Origin of the sequence: Pseudomonas mediterranea CFBP 5447, assembly GCF_000774145.1 — a bacterium.
GTDB classification, from domain to species: Bacteria; Pseudomonadota; Gammaproteobacteria; order Pseudomonadales; family Pseudomonadaceae; genus Aquipseudomonas; species Aquipseudomonas mediterranea.
Window position 1 is genome coordinate 438,635 of the sequence record NZ_KN322987.1, and the last position, 17,542, is coordinate 456,176.

Here is a 17,542-nt window from a genome sequence, read left to right on the forward strand (position 1 = left end):
ATGCGATAGAAACTTCGACTGCCCGATTACGAAGATCTCGTCGAAACGACGTTTAGGGTGTGGTGGTTCTTGGGCGTAGCACCACACCCCTGAGATCGCCGCCCGAGCTATGCGCTTTGGCGGGTCAAACCTGAAAGCACAGATCTGAGTCGCTCCATCGTCGTCGATGAGCAGGTTTGCATGGGCTCACGAAGCTCGTTGCTGATCAGGCCATTGATGCTCAGAGCTGCTTTGATGACAGCCGGGTTAGGCTCAGCGAACGCCATCTTTATCCAAGGCAGCAGGCGGTAAAATGTAGCCCGGGCGCATATGACATCGCCTCTATCCATCTCCTGCATCATCTGGACATACAGATTTGGACGAATGTGGGCCGAGGCTGAAATGGCGCCGGCTCCGCCCAGGGCGAGGTTTGTGAAGATCTGGATATCCTCGCCGGTCAGAATTTCTGCATTGCCGTCCTTGATCAGGGCCATGGTGGTTTCGACATCACCACCGCAGTCCTTGACCGCCGCGATTTTGGGATGACGCACGATTCTTCTCAGCGTCTCTCGTTCGATCCTCACGCCTGTTCGGTAGGGAATGTCGTAAAGGACTACCGGGACAGATGAGGCATCAGCGACTGTTTGGAAAAATGACTCGATGCCTTGCTGCGAAGGCCGGATGTAGTAGGGCGCTGGAACCAGAATGCCGGCGATGTCACGGCTCTGGATCTTTTGCTGGAATGCCAGGGCTTCCTGCAGGTTGTTGGCCGACAACCCCATGATCACCTGGTCAGGTCGAGCGATCTGCAGAACGGCATCCAGTACCTCGAGCTGTTCATCCTTGTTCATCGCTGCGGCTTCGCCAGTGGTGCCGCATACGAGCAGCCCCCTCACGCTTTCAGAAAGGAGGGTTTTCACCAAGCTTTCGAGCGCGTCGAAGTCGACGTGTCCCGAATGAAAGGGCGTGGCCAGTGCAATCCAGATACCGCGAAAATTAGACATGCATTACTCCTCAGGCAGACCGATTAGTCGACGTCAGAGGAGGGGATGGGAATCAAGCGGGGAGGAGGGCCTGGCGCTATCTGTCCTGTCAGCTCATCTGACGGGACAGCGCCCCGGTCAAATGAGCGGCTGTTTCTTGGATTTCTTGGCAACGGACACGCACGCGCATGCCTGGGCGCAGAGGCCCTTGGCAGACAGCATGTGGTCAGTGGTGAGAATCATGGTTGATCCGTTGCGAAGAGGAACTGCCCGATAGTGCACAGGGTGCGGTGCCTTGGTCAACTATGCGGCGGAAAAATGATCACGCAGTTCGGTTGGGCGTCATGCTCAACGGCGCGGCAATCCACGAGGGATAAGCGGTGGACATGTTCAACCTCCTTGAGCACAGGCATCCAGCGCTTGGGTGATGTCGGCCAGCAGGTCCGCGATGTCTTCAAGGCCCACCGACAAACGCACCAACCCCTCGGAAATCCCGTGGTGCGCACGCTCTTCAGGCGTGTAGGTGGAATGGGTCATGCTGGCTGGATGCTGGGCCAGGGACTCGGCGTCTCCCAGGCTGACCGCGCGGGCGAACAACTCCAGTGCGTTCATGAAACGCCGGCCGGTGGTCAGGCCGCCCTTGAGTTCGAAGGCGATCATGCCCCCGGGTAACTTCATTTGCCTCGACGCCAGGTCGTACTGGGCAAAGGAGGGCAGGCCGGGGTAAGTGACCCATTCGACGGCCGGGTGCGCGTGTAAATACTCGGCGATCACCTGGGCGTTGCTACAATGGCGTTCCATGCGCAGTGACAGGGTCTTGAGCCCGCGCATCAGCAGGAAAGCGTCCTGAGGCGACATTACCGCACCGGTCAGGTCCTTGAGGCCTTGCAGGCGAATGCGGTCCGCCAGTGGATGACTGGTAACCACGATGCCGGCCGTGATATCGCCATGGCCACTGAGGTACTTGGTGGCCGAATGCACCACTACATCCGCACCCATTTCCAAGGGGCGTTGCAGGTATGGAGTGCAGTAGGTGTTATCGACCACCAAGGTGACGTTCCGATGATGGTGGGCAATCTTAGCCACCGCGCAGATGTCGACCAACTGCATGTTCGGATTGGCCGGGGATTCGAAATAGATCATGCGCGTCGAAGGACTGATGGCATCGCGCAGTTCGGCCAGGTTGGACATGTCAACATGGCGCACCTTGACGCCAAACTCGCCGATACCGTGGTGCAGCAGAGCGAAGGTGCAACCGTACAACGTACGGTTGAGAATGATCTCGTCACCGGGGCGCAGCAGGGTCCAAAAGGTCGCGGCAATGGCTCCCATGCCGGAGCTGAAGGCCACCGCCGCCTCGCCGTTTTCCAAAGCCGCCATGCGTGATTCCAACAGAGCCAATGTGGGGTTGGAGATCCGCGTGTAAAAATGCCCGGATTCTTCGCCAGCGAAACAACCGGCGCCGTACTCGGCGGTAGGGAAGGCGAACGTGGAGGTCAGGTAGATCGGCGGGATCAGTGCGCCGTTGTTGTCCAGCGGCTTATAGCCGTGATGGATGGCGCGGGTGGAAAAGCCCAGTTCATTGTTTTTATTGTTCATGTTGGACGCTCCTGTATTTCCTACAATGCTATGCTCAATTTCAACAAGAAAAATTCCAAATTGACCCAGAAATAACCCATAAATTGGAATAAAGGCTCCGGAAAACACAATTTGGAGGCAAGACATGCCCGGCGAGCTGGATCGTACCGACAAGGCCTTACTCGCGGCCCTGCAAAGCAACGCCCGGCTGACCATCGCCGAGCTGGCCGAACATGTGGCGCTGACCACTTCGCCGTGTTGGCGACGGGTGAAAATTCTTGAAGAGAACGCAGTGATTACCGGCTACCAGGCGATTCTTTCGCCCAAGGCACTCGGCTACGGCGTCACCGCATTTGTTAGCGTGATGATGGAGTCCCACAGTCAGGAAATGGCTCGATCCTTCGAACAGCGCCTATTGGAAATCCCGGAGATCGTCGCCTGTCACAACGTTTCCGGACGCTACGATTTTCTACTGGAAGTGGTGGCCAAAGACCTGGAGTCTTTCGGCGAGTTTGCGCGAGAGGTGCTGCAAACCTTGCCGGCGGTCAAAGAGATTTATTCAAGTTTTTCGTTCAAATCGGTCAAACCCTCGCGAGTGATCCCGGTGCTGGGCTGAGCGCGGTATTACCTTTTGATGTTTGTCCGGCAATGGCCATCTCTTTTGCGCCAATGCCATAGTGGCTAGCGGTCTGCCATGGTTCAGGGTACACAGATTAATAGGAGGGCACAGAGGTCGTTTCCGGTGATTTCGCGACTGAAGCAATTTCCGTGCACTGGGGTGTAGCAGCTATCGCAATAAACGCATGCACATATTTAATTTAACATAATATACATTATGCGTAACAATATATTACCAAATGCCTGCTGCCATGAGCGACGATCAAACCACGTACACATCAAGTGCGCTTTTCTCCATTTGAAAATTCGCCCCACACGAATCAAGGGCTTGAGACCACTTGATTAACGCACAGCGCTAACCGTGCACCTGGGCTCATTACCCAATCCGGCTGGTTCTTATCCTGACCGGTTGAAGCTGCGCAAAGGTCCAGATGCCGATGGGCATGCCTTCGCAGGCGTGCATCAGATTAAAGTATCAGCGCAGGCCAAAAACCATCTCCTTCGGCACCTCGACGAGTTGCTCGTGACCATGCAGGCTCGAGACGCTTCGCAGCCCGTTAATTACACGCTGGGCAGTTTCGTCTTGACCTTGGCTGATAGTCGCTCATCCGGCGGATAGCCAATGCATCGCCCAAATAGCGGTAGATCTGCGGCGGTATTCTGAGCTTTTTGGCGACACCTTCAATGTCTTTGCGGATAGAGCTATAGCTAGCTTCGCCCCTTGATTTTCGGTTGCTGAAGCGAACCTCACCCACCCTTCCCCATTTTTAAAGGATCTCGCTGACACTGGTCACTACCAGCCATTGACTCGTGGCCAATGCTCGATCTCGCCGTTCTCCTTGAGCGCCTCATAGGCTTGATACTGAGCACCAGTCGCACAGGCATGGTTTGGCAGGACACGAAGGCGCGTACCGATGGGATAGAGTTGCTCGACATCTACAATCGTACTCTCCTCAAAGGACGCCACTCCGTGCTCCTGGTTAGCCGAACGCAGCAACAGGCCATCGATCAGCGATCCATTCTCATCGCACACCACCCCGTAACCGTAATCGCGTTGTTGGGCCTGCGTGCCCCGATCACGGCTCATGGCCATCCAGCCGGAGTCGGTGATGATCCAGCCCTTCTCCGGTTGATGACCTATTACGGTGGTCAGCACGCTCAAGGCCAGATTGTCCAGCGTGCATACACCCACGTTATGCATGACCAAATCGAAGAAGACATAAACCCCTGCGCGGAGCTCCGTGACGCCTTCCAGCTGAACGGCTGACAGCGCCGTAGGCGTAGAGCCAACGCTGACCTCAGGGCAAGGCAGGCCTGCGTGGCGAATGGCCTCAGCAGCTTTCACGCATTCAGAGCGCTCGAGCTCCGCAATTTCCTGCAGGGCGTCCAGGGTATTCAGTTTGTAGCTTTCTCCAGCATGGGTCATGACGCCTTTGAGAACAGCGCCGCCCTGATGCAAAATCGAAGCGATTTCAACCAGGATAGGATCATTGCTGCGGACGCCAGAGCGGTGATGATCGCTGTCGATTTCAATGAATACTTCAAACCCGTGCTCATTGGCTCGGCCGAACTCAACGATGGCCTTAGCACCGGCAACGCTGTCAGTGACGATAATCAAAGCACAGCCCGCCCGGCGCAACTCAAGCGCCTGAGGCAGTTTGGTTGGCGCCATAGCGACCGCATACAGTATGTCGGTTACCCCCTGGGCGAAAAAAGCCTGCGCTTCCTTGAGCGTCGATACGGTGATTCCCTTCGCACCTGCGCGAATTTGCTCCTCCACGACTTGCATGCATTTTGTGGTTTTCACATGGGGCCGCAGTCGAACTCCGAGACTATCGGCCTGGCGCTGCATACTGCCAATGTTGCTTTTCATTTTAGCGACGTCAACAACGGCTATCGGTGTATCCAAGGAATCTATACGAGTAGTCACGGGGAAAACCTCTATCTGTTTGTCATTGCAACTGTACTGAGAAGATTATATTTTTGGTTGACGGTCACTTAATCCAAAGTTAAGAATTTCTTAATGCTTACCTCCGCCGACCTAGAGCTTGTCACCACGATTTCCGCCTCTGGCTCCCTAAGCGAGGCGGCCAGACGGTTACGTGTCACCACCGCGGCTCTTTCCATGAGGTTGCGAAAGCTTGAGAGCGAGCTGGGATTAAAGCTCGCGAGTCGCGACTCCAGGCGCCTGGCATTAACCGAAGATGGGGAGCGACTGGCTGAAGAAGGCAAGCGTCTACTGCAGTCCTTGGAGGAACTCTCGGAGTCGATGATCGCAGATGATCAGCAACTCCAAGGTGTGCTACGTCTTGCGGCGCCGTTCGGATTTGGCCGCTTACGTCTGGCGCCAATGCTGGCTCGATTTGCAAAGCTCCATCCCAAACTGAAGATCGAGCTTGATCTGAAGGAAACGCCGTGGCCGGATCGCGATAATAGTGATGCCGTCATTCATATCGGCCCGATTTCCGATAGTTCCTGGACGGCCCTGGCGCTGGCAACCAACGAACGCTGGTTGTGCGCCACCCCGTCATATCTGCAGAAGCACGGGACGCCTGGGACGCCGGATGAGTTGGCTTCCCATCGCTGTATTTGCATTCGCGAAAACAATGAGCATGCAACGTTTTGGAGTCTGCACAAAAACTCGCAAACAGCGTCGGTTCGAATTACCCCAGCGATGACCACAAATGACGGCGGAGTTGCGCGCAGGTGGGCGGAGAACGACCTGGGGCTGGTGTTGCGATCCCAGTGGGACGTTGCGGAGTCGGTTGCAAATGGAACATTAGTGCGCGTACTGCCTGATTGGCGGTTCGATGCCGCCCCTATCCTGCTCCTTATCCCAACGCGAAAAAATCGATCCCGAAAGGTTCATATGCTGAGCACCTTCCTGAGCGCCTCTTTCAAGTCATCAATCCCGGAATCGGTTTAAATCGGCGTCAGACAGAGCTCGATTGACACTGCGTTCATAGGCTGGATACTTTCGAACCATGAAAAAAACTACCCCCGAACAAGAAGCTCTCATTAGCCAAATGGAGCAGATAGCCGAAGGTCTCAGCCAGACCTTCAGTCCTTTTTGCGAGGTCGTTCTGCACGATCTGCGCGATCCGGATCATGCGATTCTGGCCATACACAACAATCTCTCTGGGCGGGATGTGGGGGACCCGGCTACCGAGTTAGGGCTGGCCAGGATTGCTGATCCGGCATACCCGCAGATCATTGCCAACTACCCAAACCAGTTCAAAGATGGCCGACAGGTAAAAAGTACTTCGATTGGCATCAAGGATGCGTCCGGTCAATACGTCGCGGCGCTGTGCATGAATATCGACCTCTCATTGTTCCGTGGCCTCCAGGGGATGCTGGATCAATTTGGCAGCTTCAGCGTCGATCGTCAGCAAGAAACATTGGAGAGCAACGGCGCCGATACTATCCGGGCCAGGATCGACCAGTTCGCCGCGCGCCTTGCCACAACGCCGCGGGCTCTGAAGGCTGCTGACCGGAGGATCTTGTTGCGGGAGCTGAAAGAGGCAGGGCTGCTTGAGATCAGGAAAGCAATGGAAACGGTAGCCTCTCATCTGGGTGTATCCAGAGCCACTGTCTACACCGACACCAGATGACAGGCGCTAGTTAGCGATAAAGACGCACTGAAGCGGCCTCAACCAGCTGTCGACACGCGAGCAACGGCTTCAATCTCAACCAGGTAGCCATGGTGCAGCTCAGGCACAGGTACAACGGCGCGTGCGGGGCGGTGATTACCCATTGTTTCGGCGTAGATCTTGTCAAACGCTGGCCAATGCTTCACACCCGCTACATAGACGGTGACCTTGACCAGATCAGCGGTGGTGCACCCCGCAGCGTCCAGAATGGCCAGCACATTGTTCAAGGCCAGCTGAGTCTGCTCAGAGAAGCACGCCTGAATATTGTGGGTTCCATCGGGACTGACTGGAAGCTGTCCCGAGATGTAGAGCGAGCCTTGATGAATCACACCTTGGGAGTAGTGCCCTGCCGGGGTCGAAGCTGCGGTAGTGCCGATAATCTTCATGGGAAACCTTTTACGGTGAGCCGGGCCTCGGCATTGCCGAGGCGTCGGTTTGGGTGGGACCTTGTACGGGATCAATGTCCGTTCAAGAATGCTTCCTGGACCTTTTCCGGATTGGTAATGCCATTCGCAATGAGCAACTGCGTCAGGATTCGAGCCTTTTGCGGGTTGAGATCCATCGAGGCAATAAAACCGCTCTTGGAGTCGTCTACTTCAACATTGCGGTTTACGTACCCCTTGCCGACGCGGGTCGATCGAACCACCACGATCCCTTGAGCGGCAGCCTTCTCCAGTGCAGACAGTGCTGTCTTGGAGGTATTGCCGTCGCCCATGCCTGCCAGAACGATGCCCTTCGCCTTGTCGGCAATAGCATGTTCGATTTGGAGTGCATCCATGTTGCTATGGCTATAGACGATTTCTACGCGAGGCAGCGGTGCTGCTTCGGGTAGGGAAAGGGTTTGAGCCGGCAGTGGTGGCTTAACAAATCGCACCTGCCCGAGATCGACGTAGCCTTGAGAGCCGATGTTGGGGGACTGCATAGTCTGTACGCTGGTGCTGTGAGACTTCGTTACCCCGCGGGCACTGTCGATCTGATCGTTCATAACGACCATCACGCCGCGGGCTTTGGACTGCTTGTCAGTGGCGACCTGCACTGCCTGGTAGATGTTGGCGGGGCCATCAGCCCCCAAGGCGGTCGCTGGACGCATGGAACCCACCAGCACTACCGGCTTGTCGGTTTTCAGTACCAGGCTCAGAAAGAAAGCAGTCTCCTCCATCGTGTCAGTACCATGAGTGATGACCACCGAATCAGCCTCATTTTTATCGAAGGCTTGCTGGATACGGTGGGCCAGCTTGAACCAGATCTCATCGCTCATATCCTGCGACCCGATAGAAGCAATCTGCTCCGCCGAGATCGATGCCAGGTCGCCCAGGCCGGTTACGGATGAAACCAACTGCTGCGCCCCGATGGCGCCAGCATTGTAAGCACCGCTTCCGCGATTGTCGGCCGAACCCGCAATCGTGCCACCAGTGGCCAGAAGCAGAACGTGGGAAAGTGCGGATTGCTGAGTAGTGGCGCTCATAGGTTTCTCTTGGGCACTGACTGGGGCTCCAACAACGACGCCCGCCAAAAGCGTCGCGACGGCTGCAACGCAGAGCTTTTTAGGGAGCGATTGGCGAAGATTGAAGCACGGGAAATGGATAGGCATGATGTGCATCTCTTGTTTTTATTAAGTGATGGTTGCGTCAAGCCGTTTGCGGCGACGCTTCCGGGCGGTTGATAGACGACTCTTCAACCTCGTTGCCGTGCCGGCCAATTACCGCAGTCGCGACGCCGCAGCCAAAAACGTTGGTGGCCGTACGGCCCATGTCCAGGATCGGGTCGACGGCCAGAATCAACAGCAGTCCTGCTTCAGGCAGGCCGATCATTGGCAGACCTGCAGCCAAAACAACGAGGGAGCCACGAGCAACACCTGCAGTGCCCTTGCTGATCACCAGCAGCGTCAGCAGCACCATGACTTGGTGGGCAAACGTCATCTCGATGTTGTAGGCCTGAGCAATGAACATCACGATGAACGCTTGATACATCATCGAACCATCGAGGTTGAACGAGTAACCAAGAGGTAGGACGAAACTGTTTATGCGCTTGTTCGACCCGAATTTGTCGAGTGCTGCAATCGCCTTCGGGTAAGCGGCTTCGCTGCTCGCCGTAGAGAAAGCAATCAGGATTGGCTCGCGCAAGTGGGACAATAGCGGCTTGATACGCTGGCCCAAAGCCAGATACCCCGCCAGCGTGATCAGGAACCAGAGCAGCCCCAGGCCCAGGAAATACTGTGCGACCATTTTTCCGAAGGCCACCACCATCTCCAAGCCATGCAAAGTGATCGTAGAAGCGATTGCCGCAAATACTGCGAAAGGCGCCAGGTACATGATGTAGTCAGTGACCTTGAACATGACGTTAGCCAGCTCATCCAGTACCTCAAGGATCAGCGACTTGCCGTTACCTTTCACGAATGACAGCGCGCAGCCGAAGAACAGGGAGAACACAACGATCTGCAGAACTTCATTGCTTCCCATTGCTTCGATGATGCTGCGAGGGAACACGTGCGAAAGGAACGTCGGCAGATTGAAACCGCTCGTGTTCAACCCGGTTTTCACCGCTGCATTGGCATCTACGGTTAGGTTCAGCCCCGCGCCTGGCTGGAAGAAATTCGCAAACATCAGCCCGATCGACAGGGAGATGAGTGAAGCAACCATGAACCAGGAAATGGCTTTGAAGCCTACGCGTCCAATCGACCCGCTGCCCGACATACTGGCGACACCGGTGACCAGCGTAGCGAGAACAAGCGGTGCGATGACCATTTTGATCAGACGAAGAAAGACATCCGTTACCAAGTTAAGGTAGTTGGAGACTTCTTTTGCACTGGATGGGTCCAACTGGTTATGGAGCGTGCCACCCAGTGCTACACCGAGCACCATAGCGATCACTATCGCTTTGACAAGAAAGCGGCTTTTCATATGCACCTCTTATTATTGGAAGCCATGTCAACATGGCTATTCTTGTTTAGGTAGAAACACGTGATCTTTGGATTTTCGACAAGGCTTCGCCATCAGGCGCAAACTGCGCCTGATGAACTTATCTATCAGGGCTTTATTTATTTAGGCTTGCAGCAAACGACCAAACTTGTCGATGTCAATGTTCCCGCCTGTAATAATCACCCCTACCCGCTTACCTTTCAGCTCGTCCTTGAATTTACGAACAGCAGCCAATCCCAAACAGCCTGTAGGCTCGACTACGGTTTTCATTCGCTGAGCGAAGAACTTCATGGCGTCGATGAGTTCTTCATCAGTCACTGTCTCGATTCGGTTTACACCATGCAGAATGATCGGAAAGGTGTAGTGACCCAGATGCTGGGTCTGGGCGCCGTCAGCGACGGTATCCGGGGTATCGATATGAACGATCTCACCAGAGCTGAACGATCGCTGACCGTCATTCCCCGCCACTGGCTCAACACCGATGAGCGTGCAGCCAGGTGAAAGCGCATGCGTGGACAATGTTGTCCCAGAAAGCATTCCGCCACCGCCAAGGCCAACGAAAAGCGCATCAAGCCTACCAACGCTCTCGAACAATTCTTTGGCCGCGGTACCCTGGCCTGACAAGACATCCGGATGATCGTATGAGGGGATCAGGGTCATGCCATGCCGGTCGGCAAGCGACCGGCCAATGGCTTCGCGGTCTTCCGTGTAGCGGTCGTAGAAGACGACCTCTGCTCCATAACCCTTGGTAGCCGCAACTTTGGCAGACGGTGCATCAGTTGGCATCACGATAGTGGCCGGGATGCTCAGAATCGAAGCTGCCAACGCGATACCTTGGGCGTGGTTCCCGGAAGAGAACGCTACAACTCCAGCCTTTCTCTGCTCTTCGCTGAACTTGCTCAGGGCGTTGTAAGCTCCCCTGAACTTGAAAGAGCCGGTTCGTTGGTAGTTTTCGCATTTGAAGAAAACATCAGCCCCGACTTCCGCATTGAGAGTACGGGACGTCAGAACCGGCGTCACATTCGCGACGCCTTGGAGTCGCTGCGAAGCGTCGACCACATCGCTGTAGGTGGGCAGGATAATTTGCATGGTGTGAGTCCTCATGTAGTGACCATGGACAATGGAACGCTTCGCGTACGGCCCCCCCTGGATTCGCTCGGATCGCATGGTGGTGTTGACGCTGCACTGCTCGGCAATTTCAATGTTTCGAGCCTGGACCTATTAATGGGTCTGGTAAAACAGCAGTGGTTTTAGACACATTATCCAGTTCTAGATATTTTGTAAAGATCGACGCGTTTGATCGAGACGAAAATGGTGAGCGCCTGCCGCCCCCTTGAGATTCAACCCACACGCGAACGCCTTGGGACTCGCTGAAAAGCACTTACAATCGTTTCCCCTTTATTCGGATCATCATCATGATGCAGCGTCTCTTACCCCTGGCTTTATCCCTCCTGACCAGCCAGGCCATAGCGTACCCGGCCCTCAAGGACACCGAGCTCTACACCCAAAATGCAAGCGACTGCCAGGATGTCGATCTCAACACCTGGCAGCATCCAGCGCGGACCGTGCTGGAGAAGAACGGCATCAAGCTGGAGCGGGTTCAGTTGTGTAATGGTGGGCGCTATCCGATCTTTCAGGGTGAAGTCCCGTATGACCCTCAGGGTCAGACCAAAGATTTCTTTCTTCCCTTGTATGAGCAATTACGCAAAGCCAACGGCAAGTGGCCCTACGTATTGGTCGCCAGCAATTATGGCGAGATGGTGTATGTGAGCTATCCAAGGAGCGATTCGATCTCCCTGGCTTACGAAAACTTTGAGGCGCCTTAGTGGCCTGTGTGGCTGATTCGCATACTCAAATTAGCCGTACAGGCCTAGCGCTGGCTGCTCGCGACAACGCTCCTTCAGCCCTTCTACCCTGCCCCGGATTGCCTGGTCTTTTCTTTCGGATACAGGTGGTTATCCGGTCGCGAGATTGCCAGGCATCCGCAATAAATGCTCCATAGCATTTAACCACTCGCCACTGGAGAATCGTCAACATAATGGCGCTAATTTCGCCACAATCATAGATTTTTGGGAAAGTGACGTTTTCCCGACGAAAGGCATCAATGCGCCGTTGCTGGAGGTTCAAAAGAAGGCTCATCATCCACTTGTCACGGCTACTCGCTTAAGCCTTCCCAGGCTTAATGCAGGACACATCAATTGCACTGCTTCCATGGGAGCAACATCAGGATGATGACCGTATACGTTATGGTTATGACCCTCTGCAGAGGCGACGAAGGCTGCGTGGATGTGCGAAAAACCGAGCCGACTTATCTCACTAAAGAGCTGTGCATGGCGAAAGCCAGGGACATCACGCCCCGTAAAGGCGTGAAGTTCAAATGTCGCAGCGAGCGGTCGTGGGGGCCGAGCAAGGAACCCGGTGCGGAAACCTTGAATAGCGTTGTCTCGACCGACGCCAAGCGACAGCCTTGAAGGCTACGACGGCCCCGGGTATGTCCAAGTCCAGCAATGCCGTACCCAGTGCATTCCCATGGCGTCGAGCGCCAGCGAACGGCTGTTGTTCTACGAAGGATGTGCGTTACTTCACCTTTACGATGACCTTGCCTTTAGCTCGACCTGTCTGAACATAATCCAGTGCTTCCTGGGTCGACTCGAATGGAAAAACCCTGTCCACGACTGGACGTATGACACCGGCATCGATAAGCGCGGTGATCTGGCGCAATTGGTCGCCGCTGGCTCGCATGTAAAGGAATGAGTAGATCACCCCACGGCGCTTGGCCTTTTTTCGGATGCCGTAACTCAATAGGCGCATGACCAGTTGCAGGAATCCAGATAATCCGGCGCTTTTCGCGAAGTCGACATCCGGAGGGCCGGAGATCGAAATCAATCGTCCGCCAGGCTTCAGCACCTGCAGTGACTTTTCGAGGGTGTCGGTGCCCAGGCTATTCAAGACCAGATCGTAACCTTGCAGGACCTGCTCGAAATCGTCCTTCTTGTAGTCGATCACGGCGTCGGCGCCAAGCCGTTTCACCCACTCGACGTTCGCGGTGCTCGTAGTGGTCGCCACATAAGCCCCCAAATACTTGGCCAGTTGTATGGCAACCGTTCCCACGCCGCCGGAGCCTGCATGAATGAGGACCTTTTGACCTTTTTTCAGGCTCGCTTTTTCGACCAGAGCTTGCCAGGCCGTCAAGGCGACCAGAGGGATGGAAGCGGCGTCTTCCATACTGAGTGCTTTTGGCTTGAGTGCCAGAGAGCTTTCCTTGATCGCGATGAATTCAGCGAAGGTGCCGATCCGATTGTCGTCGGGCCGTGCATAGACCTCGTCGCCCGGTTTGAAGCCTTGCACTCGTGATCCAACCCGAACCACCACCCCCGCGAAATCATTGCCCAGGATGAGCGGCATGCGGTAAGGCAGGATCATCTTGAATTCACCGCCCCTGATTTTCAGATCCAAAGGGTTTACACCCGCTGCATGGATCTGGACCAGCACATCGTCCTGGCCCAACTCAGGTTCCGGCAGATTCGCCCCCTGCAGTGCGACATTTTTCCCGTAACGATCGATGATGAACGCTTTCATGATGAGGCAGTATTCCTGAATCCAGTTGGATCTGATTCGGCGTGCACCTCATCCAGGAACTGAATGGCATGCTTGAGGAAGCGTTCGGGATACTGGAACTGCGCACCGTGCCCGGCATCGGGATAAATCAGTAACTGAGCGTTCGGAATGTTCTGCGCCAGGTGCCAGGAGTTGATTGTCGGGATCATGATGTCCTTGATGCCGTTGAGCACCAGCGTGGGTTGCTTGATCGCGTTCAAGTAGGCGTATGGGTTCTCGCCCGGCAGCGGCTGGAGATAGGCGGCGAAGGCGTCGGCCTGCGCCTGGGCGACAGCCAACGAACTCGGCGGGTCTTGATCGGCACGTTGGTGACGCCGCTCCCAGAAAGCCAGGCCCGCCTGCTTGGCCGCTTCCGAGCGACCGAAGAACAGATAGAGGAAGTCCTCGACGGTCGGTACCGGGTTGCCGGCGACCTTGGGCACCTCCTCCTCCATCCTGGGGTCGCCGCCGCGCAGGCCCGTACCAAGCAGCAACAGCTTGCGTACCCGTTGCGGATGACGCAGCGCCACCTCCTGAACCTGCAGCCCGCCGATCGAAAACCCCAGCAGGTCGACCTGGAACAGCCCGAGCGCCTGGATCGCCAGGGCGATGTCGTCCGCCATGTCTTCGATGCGGTTGCGAGGCGTGCCGGTGGACGAGGCGATGCCGCGACCGTTGAACAGGATGACTTCACGGCCCGCAGCCAGGCCGTCAGTCAACAACGGATCCCAGTGATCCAGGCCGGCTCGGAAATGCGGTACGAAGAACACCGGAGGCTGGGAGGATTGAGCATTGCCCCAGCGACGATAGGCGAATCGATTGTCATCGACTTCGATGAAGCGTGTCGATGCTGTCAGGTGCGTGTCGCTCATGGCCAACGTCCTTTAAAGAGTGAAAGAGCCCTAATGATTACCATCATAATCTAAACAGTCAACACCTTTGATGATGATCGACATCAATGTATAGTTGGCACCTGACTATTGGCGCATGGCGCGCATCAAGGGCACGAAGAAATGAAGGTCACCAAGGCGCAGGCTCAGGCAAACCGGGCGCACATCGTCGAGACAGCCTCGACGCTGTTCCGTGAGCGTGGATACGATGGAGTGGGCGTGGCGGAGCTGATGTCGGCGGCTGGCTTCACCCATGGCGGGTTCTACAAGCACTTCCGATCCAAGGCGGACCTGATGGCGGAAGCGGCGGCATGTGGTTTTTCACAGACTGCGGCGAAATCCGAAGGCGTCGATGTCACGGAATTCTTCAAGGCCTATGTATCCCGCTGGCATCGTGATGCGCGAAGCCACGGTTGCACCTTGGCCGCACTTGGGGGCGACGCCTCGCGCCAGCCCGACACCATCAAGGCCATCTTCGCAAGCGGCATCGAGCGCCTGCTGACAGGCATTGAGCGCGATAGCAATGCGTTGGATGGTGATGATCACGAGAAAGCACGAGCCAAGGCGATCGACATACTCGCCCGCGCAGTCGGCGCGATTGTGTTGTCACGGGCCTGCCCGGACGACTCGCCGTTGGTGGACGAAATCTTGAAGGTCTGTCGTGACGAACTCCTTGAGTCACTCACTTCCCCGACCTCAACGAGCTAGCGCCCGCGCTCCATCAGTTTGTCTACACAACCATAACGAAAAAAGGGGTAACCGATGGAAGTCGATGAGGTAATCGCTCGTTGGGAAGCGGACGAAGCCCGTGTACGCGCACGCTTGAGTGCGCCGGACGCGAAGCCCAAGGGAAAGGTGTTCGGTCGCTCGGGAATGGAGATGTTCGAAGCGATTTTTGCCGGCGAGCTGCCACCGGCGCCGATCGGTGACACGCTCGACTTCGTGCCTATACACATGGAGCCGGGAGTCGCGGTCTTCCAGGGGCGTCCACACCGGCGCCACTACAACCCACTGGGCACCGTGCACGGAGGATGGTTCGCCACGCTGCTTGACTCGGCTGTTGGTTGCGCCGTGCATTCGACGTTGCCGGCCGGAAAGGGTTACACCACGTTGGAGCTGAAAGTAAACATGGTGCGCGCCTTGAACAGCCAGGTGCCGATGGTACGTGCGGAAGGCAAGGTGATACACGCGGGTCGCCAGGTTGCGACTGCCGAAGGTCGTATCGTCGGCCCTGATGGAAAGCTCTATGCACATGCGACGACGACGTGCCTGGTCTTCGACCACTCCGCGGGTGACTGAACAGGAATCGTCATCCCGCACCCTCTCACCTGCCAGAACGCTTGCCATTTCCCGTCATGCCGGTGCTTCAGGTCCGAAACTGGGCAACAGCCTCCCGCAGCTCGTGTTCCAGCCCGGCCAGGTCTGCACTGGCCATGACCACTTGCTGATTCACCCCGACACAATGTTCGGCCTCATTGCGCACCTGCATGACGTTGCGGCTGACCTCCTCGGCGACGATGCTCTGCTGCTCGGCGCTGGCTGCGTTCTGCTGGTTCATCTGTTCGATCAGTGACACCGCCCCGGTGATGCCACCCAAGGCTGTGCTCACTTGATCGGCCAGCGACACGGTATCGATCATCAGGCGGGCGCAACCCTGGATCTGCCCGACGCTCTGCTGCGAAAGACGTTGCAGCCCGACGATCAGCGTCTCGATCTCGCGGGTCGAGGCCTGGGTTCGCCGCGCCAGTGCCCGCACCTCATCGGCAACCACGGCAAAGCCACGGCCCTGCTCCCCCGCCCGAGCGGCTTCGATGGCTGCATTGAGTGCCAGCAGGTTGGTTTGCTCGGCAATGGAAGCGATCACGTCGGCCACCGTGCCGATGGTTTCGACCTGACGCTGCAAGGACTCGATGGCCTGCTCGGAAAGAGTCATTTCCGCTGCCAGACGATGGATTTGCTGGCTTGCCATCTGCACCACCTGCTCGCCGTTGCGCGCCTGGTGGTCGGCCTCGCCGGCGGCCTGGGAGGCCTGCTCGGCATTTTGCGCTACTTGCGCGACCGTGCTGCTCATTTGCTGCATGGCCGTGGCCGCGTGTTCTGTCTCGACCCTTTGGCGTTGTACTGCCCCGCTACTTTGCGCGCTGGCTGTGTTCAGGGTCCGGGTCGTTTGCCCCAGTCCCTCGACGCTCAGCCCGATACGCGCCACCAGTCGACGCAGATTGGTCGTCATCTCTCCCACTGCCACCATCAACTGGCCCAACTCGTCCCGGCGCATCGTCATGACTTCGGCCGCCTCACTCAGATCGCCCTGGGCAATGCGCCGGGCAATCTGCAGCGCCTGGCGCAGAGGCGCGACGATCAGATGGCGGATAACCAGCGATGCCAACAACGCCAGGACCACGATAATCAGTGCCCCCACTGCCTGCAGACGCATCATCGAACGGCCCCGCTCGCCCATCTGCACTTGCTTCTCGGTTGTTGCCTGCTCGACCTGGGTCAGCACAGCCTGGGCCTGGGCGTCCATCTGCTCGGCAGTTTGCTTGCTCAGTGCCCGACTGTCCCGATAGCGCTGGAATGCCTTGCGATATTCGACCAGCGCCGTCCGAGCCGCTGCCAGGGATTCTTCGGAGTTCTCGTCCACCCGGCCTTGAAGCAGCTCCAGCGCGTCACTCATTTCGTCCACTGACTCGGTCCAGCCTTGGAGCGTCTCTGCCGCGCCCTCCCCTACATAGAGTAACTCCCGGTTGCGGGTGACCAGCAGTTTTCGCTGCAGCGCCGAGGCTTGTTCCGCGAGGCTCAGTGGATCGCCCTCCAAGGCCTGGCCGCTGTTCAATACGCCACGAACCTGGTCGTACATATCCAATTCAACAGCCTCGAACTGCAAGCGGGCCTGTTCCGCCTGTTCCTGCATATGGCCCAATGCATCCACCGCCAGGCGCCGATGATCGATGAAGTGTGCGAATTGACCTTCATAGCCGTCGACGGATTGCTGCATGGCGGTCAGTACCGGCCCATCCTCGTTCGATGCGCCCGTCTTCACCTTCTGCAGTTGAGCATCCAGCGCCTGGATCAGCTCCTGAACCTGGCGCATTGCTGAAGGAGCGGGATCGAGTGCGTAGGCTTTCTCCGCACTGCGCATCTGCAGCGTGAGGCGATTGATCTCTACCATGGCACCAACCTCCCGGCCGTGTTCCAGGAGGCTGGCAGTGGCATACAAGCCCTGGGCGATGGCGGCCACCGCGAGCAAGGACACCAGGCCGAAACCGAGCAGCAGCTTCTGCCCCACCGAACAGTCGGCGAGCAGCCGGGCCGTTTTCTTCAGCATGCTT

15 protein-coding genes and 2 pseudogenes are annotated in these 17,542 nt (G+C 56.8%); 6 read left to right on the forward strand and 11 right to left on the reverse strand.

Translation table 11 applies throughout. The annotated features are described in order from the left end of the window. Positions 1-107: 107 nt before the first annotated feature. Positions 108-983, reverse strand: coding sequence for a 4-hydroxy-tetrahydrodipicolinate synthase (dapA, locus tag N005_RS22065; protein WP_047703121.1), 876 nt, complete (start codon positions 981-983; stop codon positions 108-110). A gap of 369 nt (positions 984-1,352) precedes the next feature. Further along, entirely contained in the window at positions 1,353-2,561 is a 1,209-nt protein-coding gene (locus N005_RS22070) for a methionine gamma-lyase (protein WP_047703122.1), read from the reverse strand. Between the two features lie 124 nt (positions 2,562-2,685). Between N005_RS22070 and N005_RS22075 the strand changes: the two genes are divergently transcribed. Then, complete coding sequence (locus tag N005_RS22075; protein WP_047703123.1) at positions 2,686-3,156, forward strand: Lrp/AsnC family transcriptional regulator; 471 nt, start codon at positions 2,686-2,688, stop codon at positions 3,154-3,156. Positions 3,157-3,951: 795 nt separating this feature from the next. Here the strand turns inward: N005_RS22075 and N005_RS22080 are convergent. Then, positions 3,952-5,088 carry an alanine racemase gene (locus N005_RS22080; RefSeq protein WP_197678624.1) on the reverse strand — a complete coding sequence of 379 codons (1,137 nt, stop codon included), beginning with the start codon at positions 5,086-5,088 and terminating at the stop codon, positions 3,952-3,954. Between the two features lie 93 nt (positions 5,089-5,181). On the opposite strand from N005_RS22080, the gene N005_RS22085 reads away from it, so the two are divergent. Together N005_RS22085 and N005_RS22090 are read left to right on the forward strand one after the other, a co-directional pair. After that, the gene (locus N005_RS22085) at positions 5,182-6,084 is read left to right on the forward strand and encodes a LysR substrate-binding domain-containing protein (protein ID WP_047703124.1); all 903 of its coding nucleotides are present in this window, start codon (positions 5,182-5,184) and stop codon (positions 6,082-6,084) included. Between the two features lie 58 nt (positions 6,085-6,142). After that, positions 6,143-6,769 carry a helix-turn-helix transcriptional regulator gene (locus N005_RS22090; RefSeq protein WP_047703125.1) on the forward strand — a complete coding sequence of 209 codons (627 nt, stop codon included), beginning with the start codon at positions 6,143-6,145 and terminating at the stop codon, positions 6,767-6,769. 38 nt (positions 6,770-6,807) lie between these two features. Here the strand turns inward: N005_RS22090 and N005_RS22095 are convergent, their stop codons facing one another. The 4 genes from N005_RS22095 to N005_RS22110 form a co-directional block, all read right to left on the reverse strand. After that, on the reverse strand, positions 6,808-7,194 hold the full coding sequence (locus tag N005_RS22095; RefSeq protein ID WP_047703126.1) for a RidA family protein: 387 nt from the start codon (positions 7,192-7,194) through the stop codon (positions 6,808-6,810). A gap of 71 nt (positions 7,195-7,265) precedes the next feature. Then, positions 7,266-8,399 (reverse strand): asparaginase, encoded by a 1,134-nt coding sequence (locus tag N005_RS22100; RefSeq protein ID WP_144402711.1) that lies wholly within the window; start codon positions 8,397-8,399, stop codon positions 7,266-7,268. A gap of 37 nt (positions 8,400-8,436) precedes the next feature. Further along, positions 8,437-9,708, reverse strand: a complete 1,272-nt coding sequence (locus N005_RS22105) for a dicarboxylate/amino acid:cation symporter (RefSeq protein WP_052126445.1) — start codon at positions 9,706-9,708, stop codon at positions 8,437-8,439. Positions 9,709-9,849: 141 nt separating this feature from the next. After that, positions 9,850-10,815, reverse strand: coding sequence for a threo-3-hydroxy-L-aspartate ammonia-lyase (locus N005_RS22110; protein ID WP_047704100.1), 966 nt, complete (start codon positions 10,813-10,815; stop codon positions 9,850-9,852). A gap of 326 nt (positions 10,816-11,141) precedes the next feature. Between N005_RS22110 and N005_RS22115 the strand changes: the two genes are divergently transcribed. Beyond that, positions 11,142-11,552 (forward strand): hypothetical protein, encoded by a 411-nt coding sequence (locus N005_RS22115; RefSeq protein WP_230163795.1) that lies wholly within the window; start codon positions 11,142-11,144, stop codon positions 11,550-11,552. A 751-nt stretch (positions 11,553-12,303) separates the two neighbouring features. Here the strand turns inward: N005_RS22115 and N005_RS22125 are convergent. Both N005_RS22125 and N005_RS22130 read right to left on the reverse strand, forming a co-directional pair. Next, positions 12,304-13,305 carry an NADP-dependent oxidoreductase gene (locus N005_RS22125; RefSeq protein ID WP_047703129.1) on the reverse strand — a complete coding sequence of 334 codons (1,002 nt, stop codon included), beginning with the start codon at positions 13,303-13,305 and terminating at the stop codon, positions 12,304-12,306. Continuing rightward, positions 13,302-14,195: an alpha/beta fold hydrolase gene (locus N005_RS22130; RefSeq protein ID WP_052126446.1), complete on the reverse strand. Its 894-nt coding sequence runs from the start codon at positions 14,193-14,195 to the stop codon at positions 13,302-13,304. Before N005_RS22130 ends, N005_RS22125 begins: the two co-directional genes overlap by 4 nt. A 141-nt stretch (positions 14,196-14,336) precedes the next feature. On the opposite strand from N005_RS22130, the gene N005_RS22135 reads away from it, so the two are divergent. Together N005_RS22135 and N005_RS22140 are read left to right on the forward strand one after the other, a co-directional pair. Further along, a complete protein-coding gene (locus tag N005_RS22135; RefSeq protein WP_047703130.1) occupies positions 14,337-14,921 on the forward strand; it encodes a TetR/AcrR family transcriptional regulator in 585 nt (194 codons plus the stop codon). 54 nt (positions 14,922-14,975) lie between these two features. Next, a complete protein-coding gene (locus N005_RS22140; RefSeq protein WP_047703131.1) occupies positions 14,976-15,512 on the forward strand; it encodes a PaaI family thioesterase in 537 nt (178 codons plus the stop codon). Between the two features lie 67 nt (positions 15,513-15,579). Here the strand turns inward: N005_RS22140 and N005_RS30030 are convergent. Both N005_RS30030 and N005_RS30035 read right to left on the reverse strand, forming a co-directional pair. Further along, positions 15,580-16,176: pseudogene (locus N005_RS30030) on the reverse strand (methyl-accepting chemotaxis protein); the annotation flags it as partial. Positions 16,177-16,437: 261 nt separating this feature from the next. After that, positions 16,438-17,538 (reverse strand): annotated as a pseudogene (locus N005_RS30035) (methyl-accepting chemotaxis protein); the annotation flags it as partial. Between the last annotated feature and the right edge of the window lie 4 nt (positions 17,539-17,542).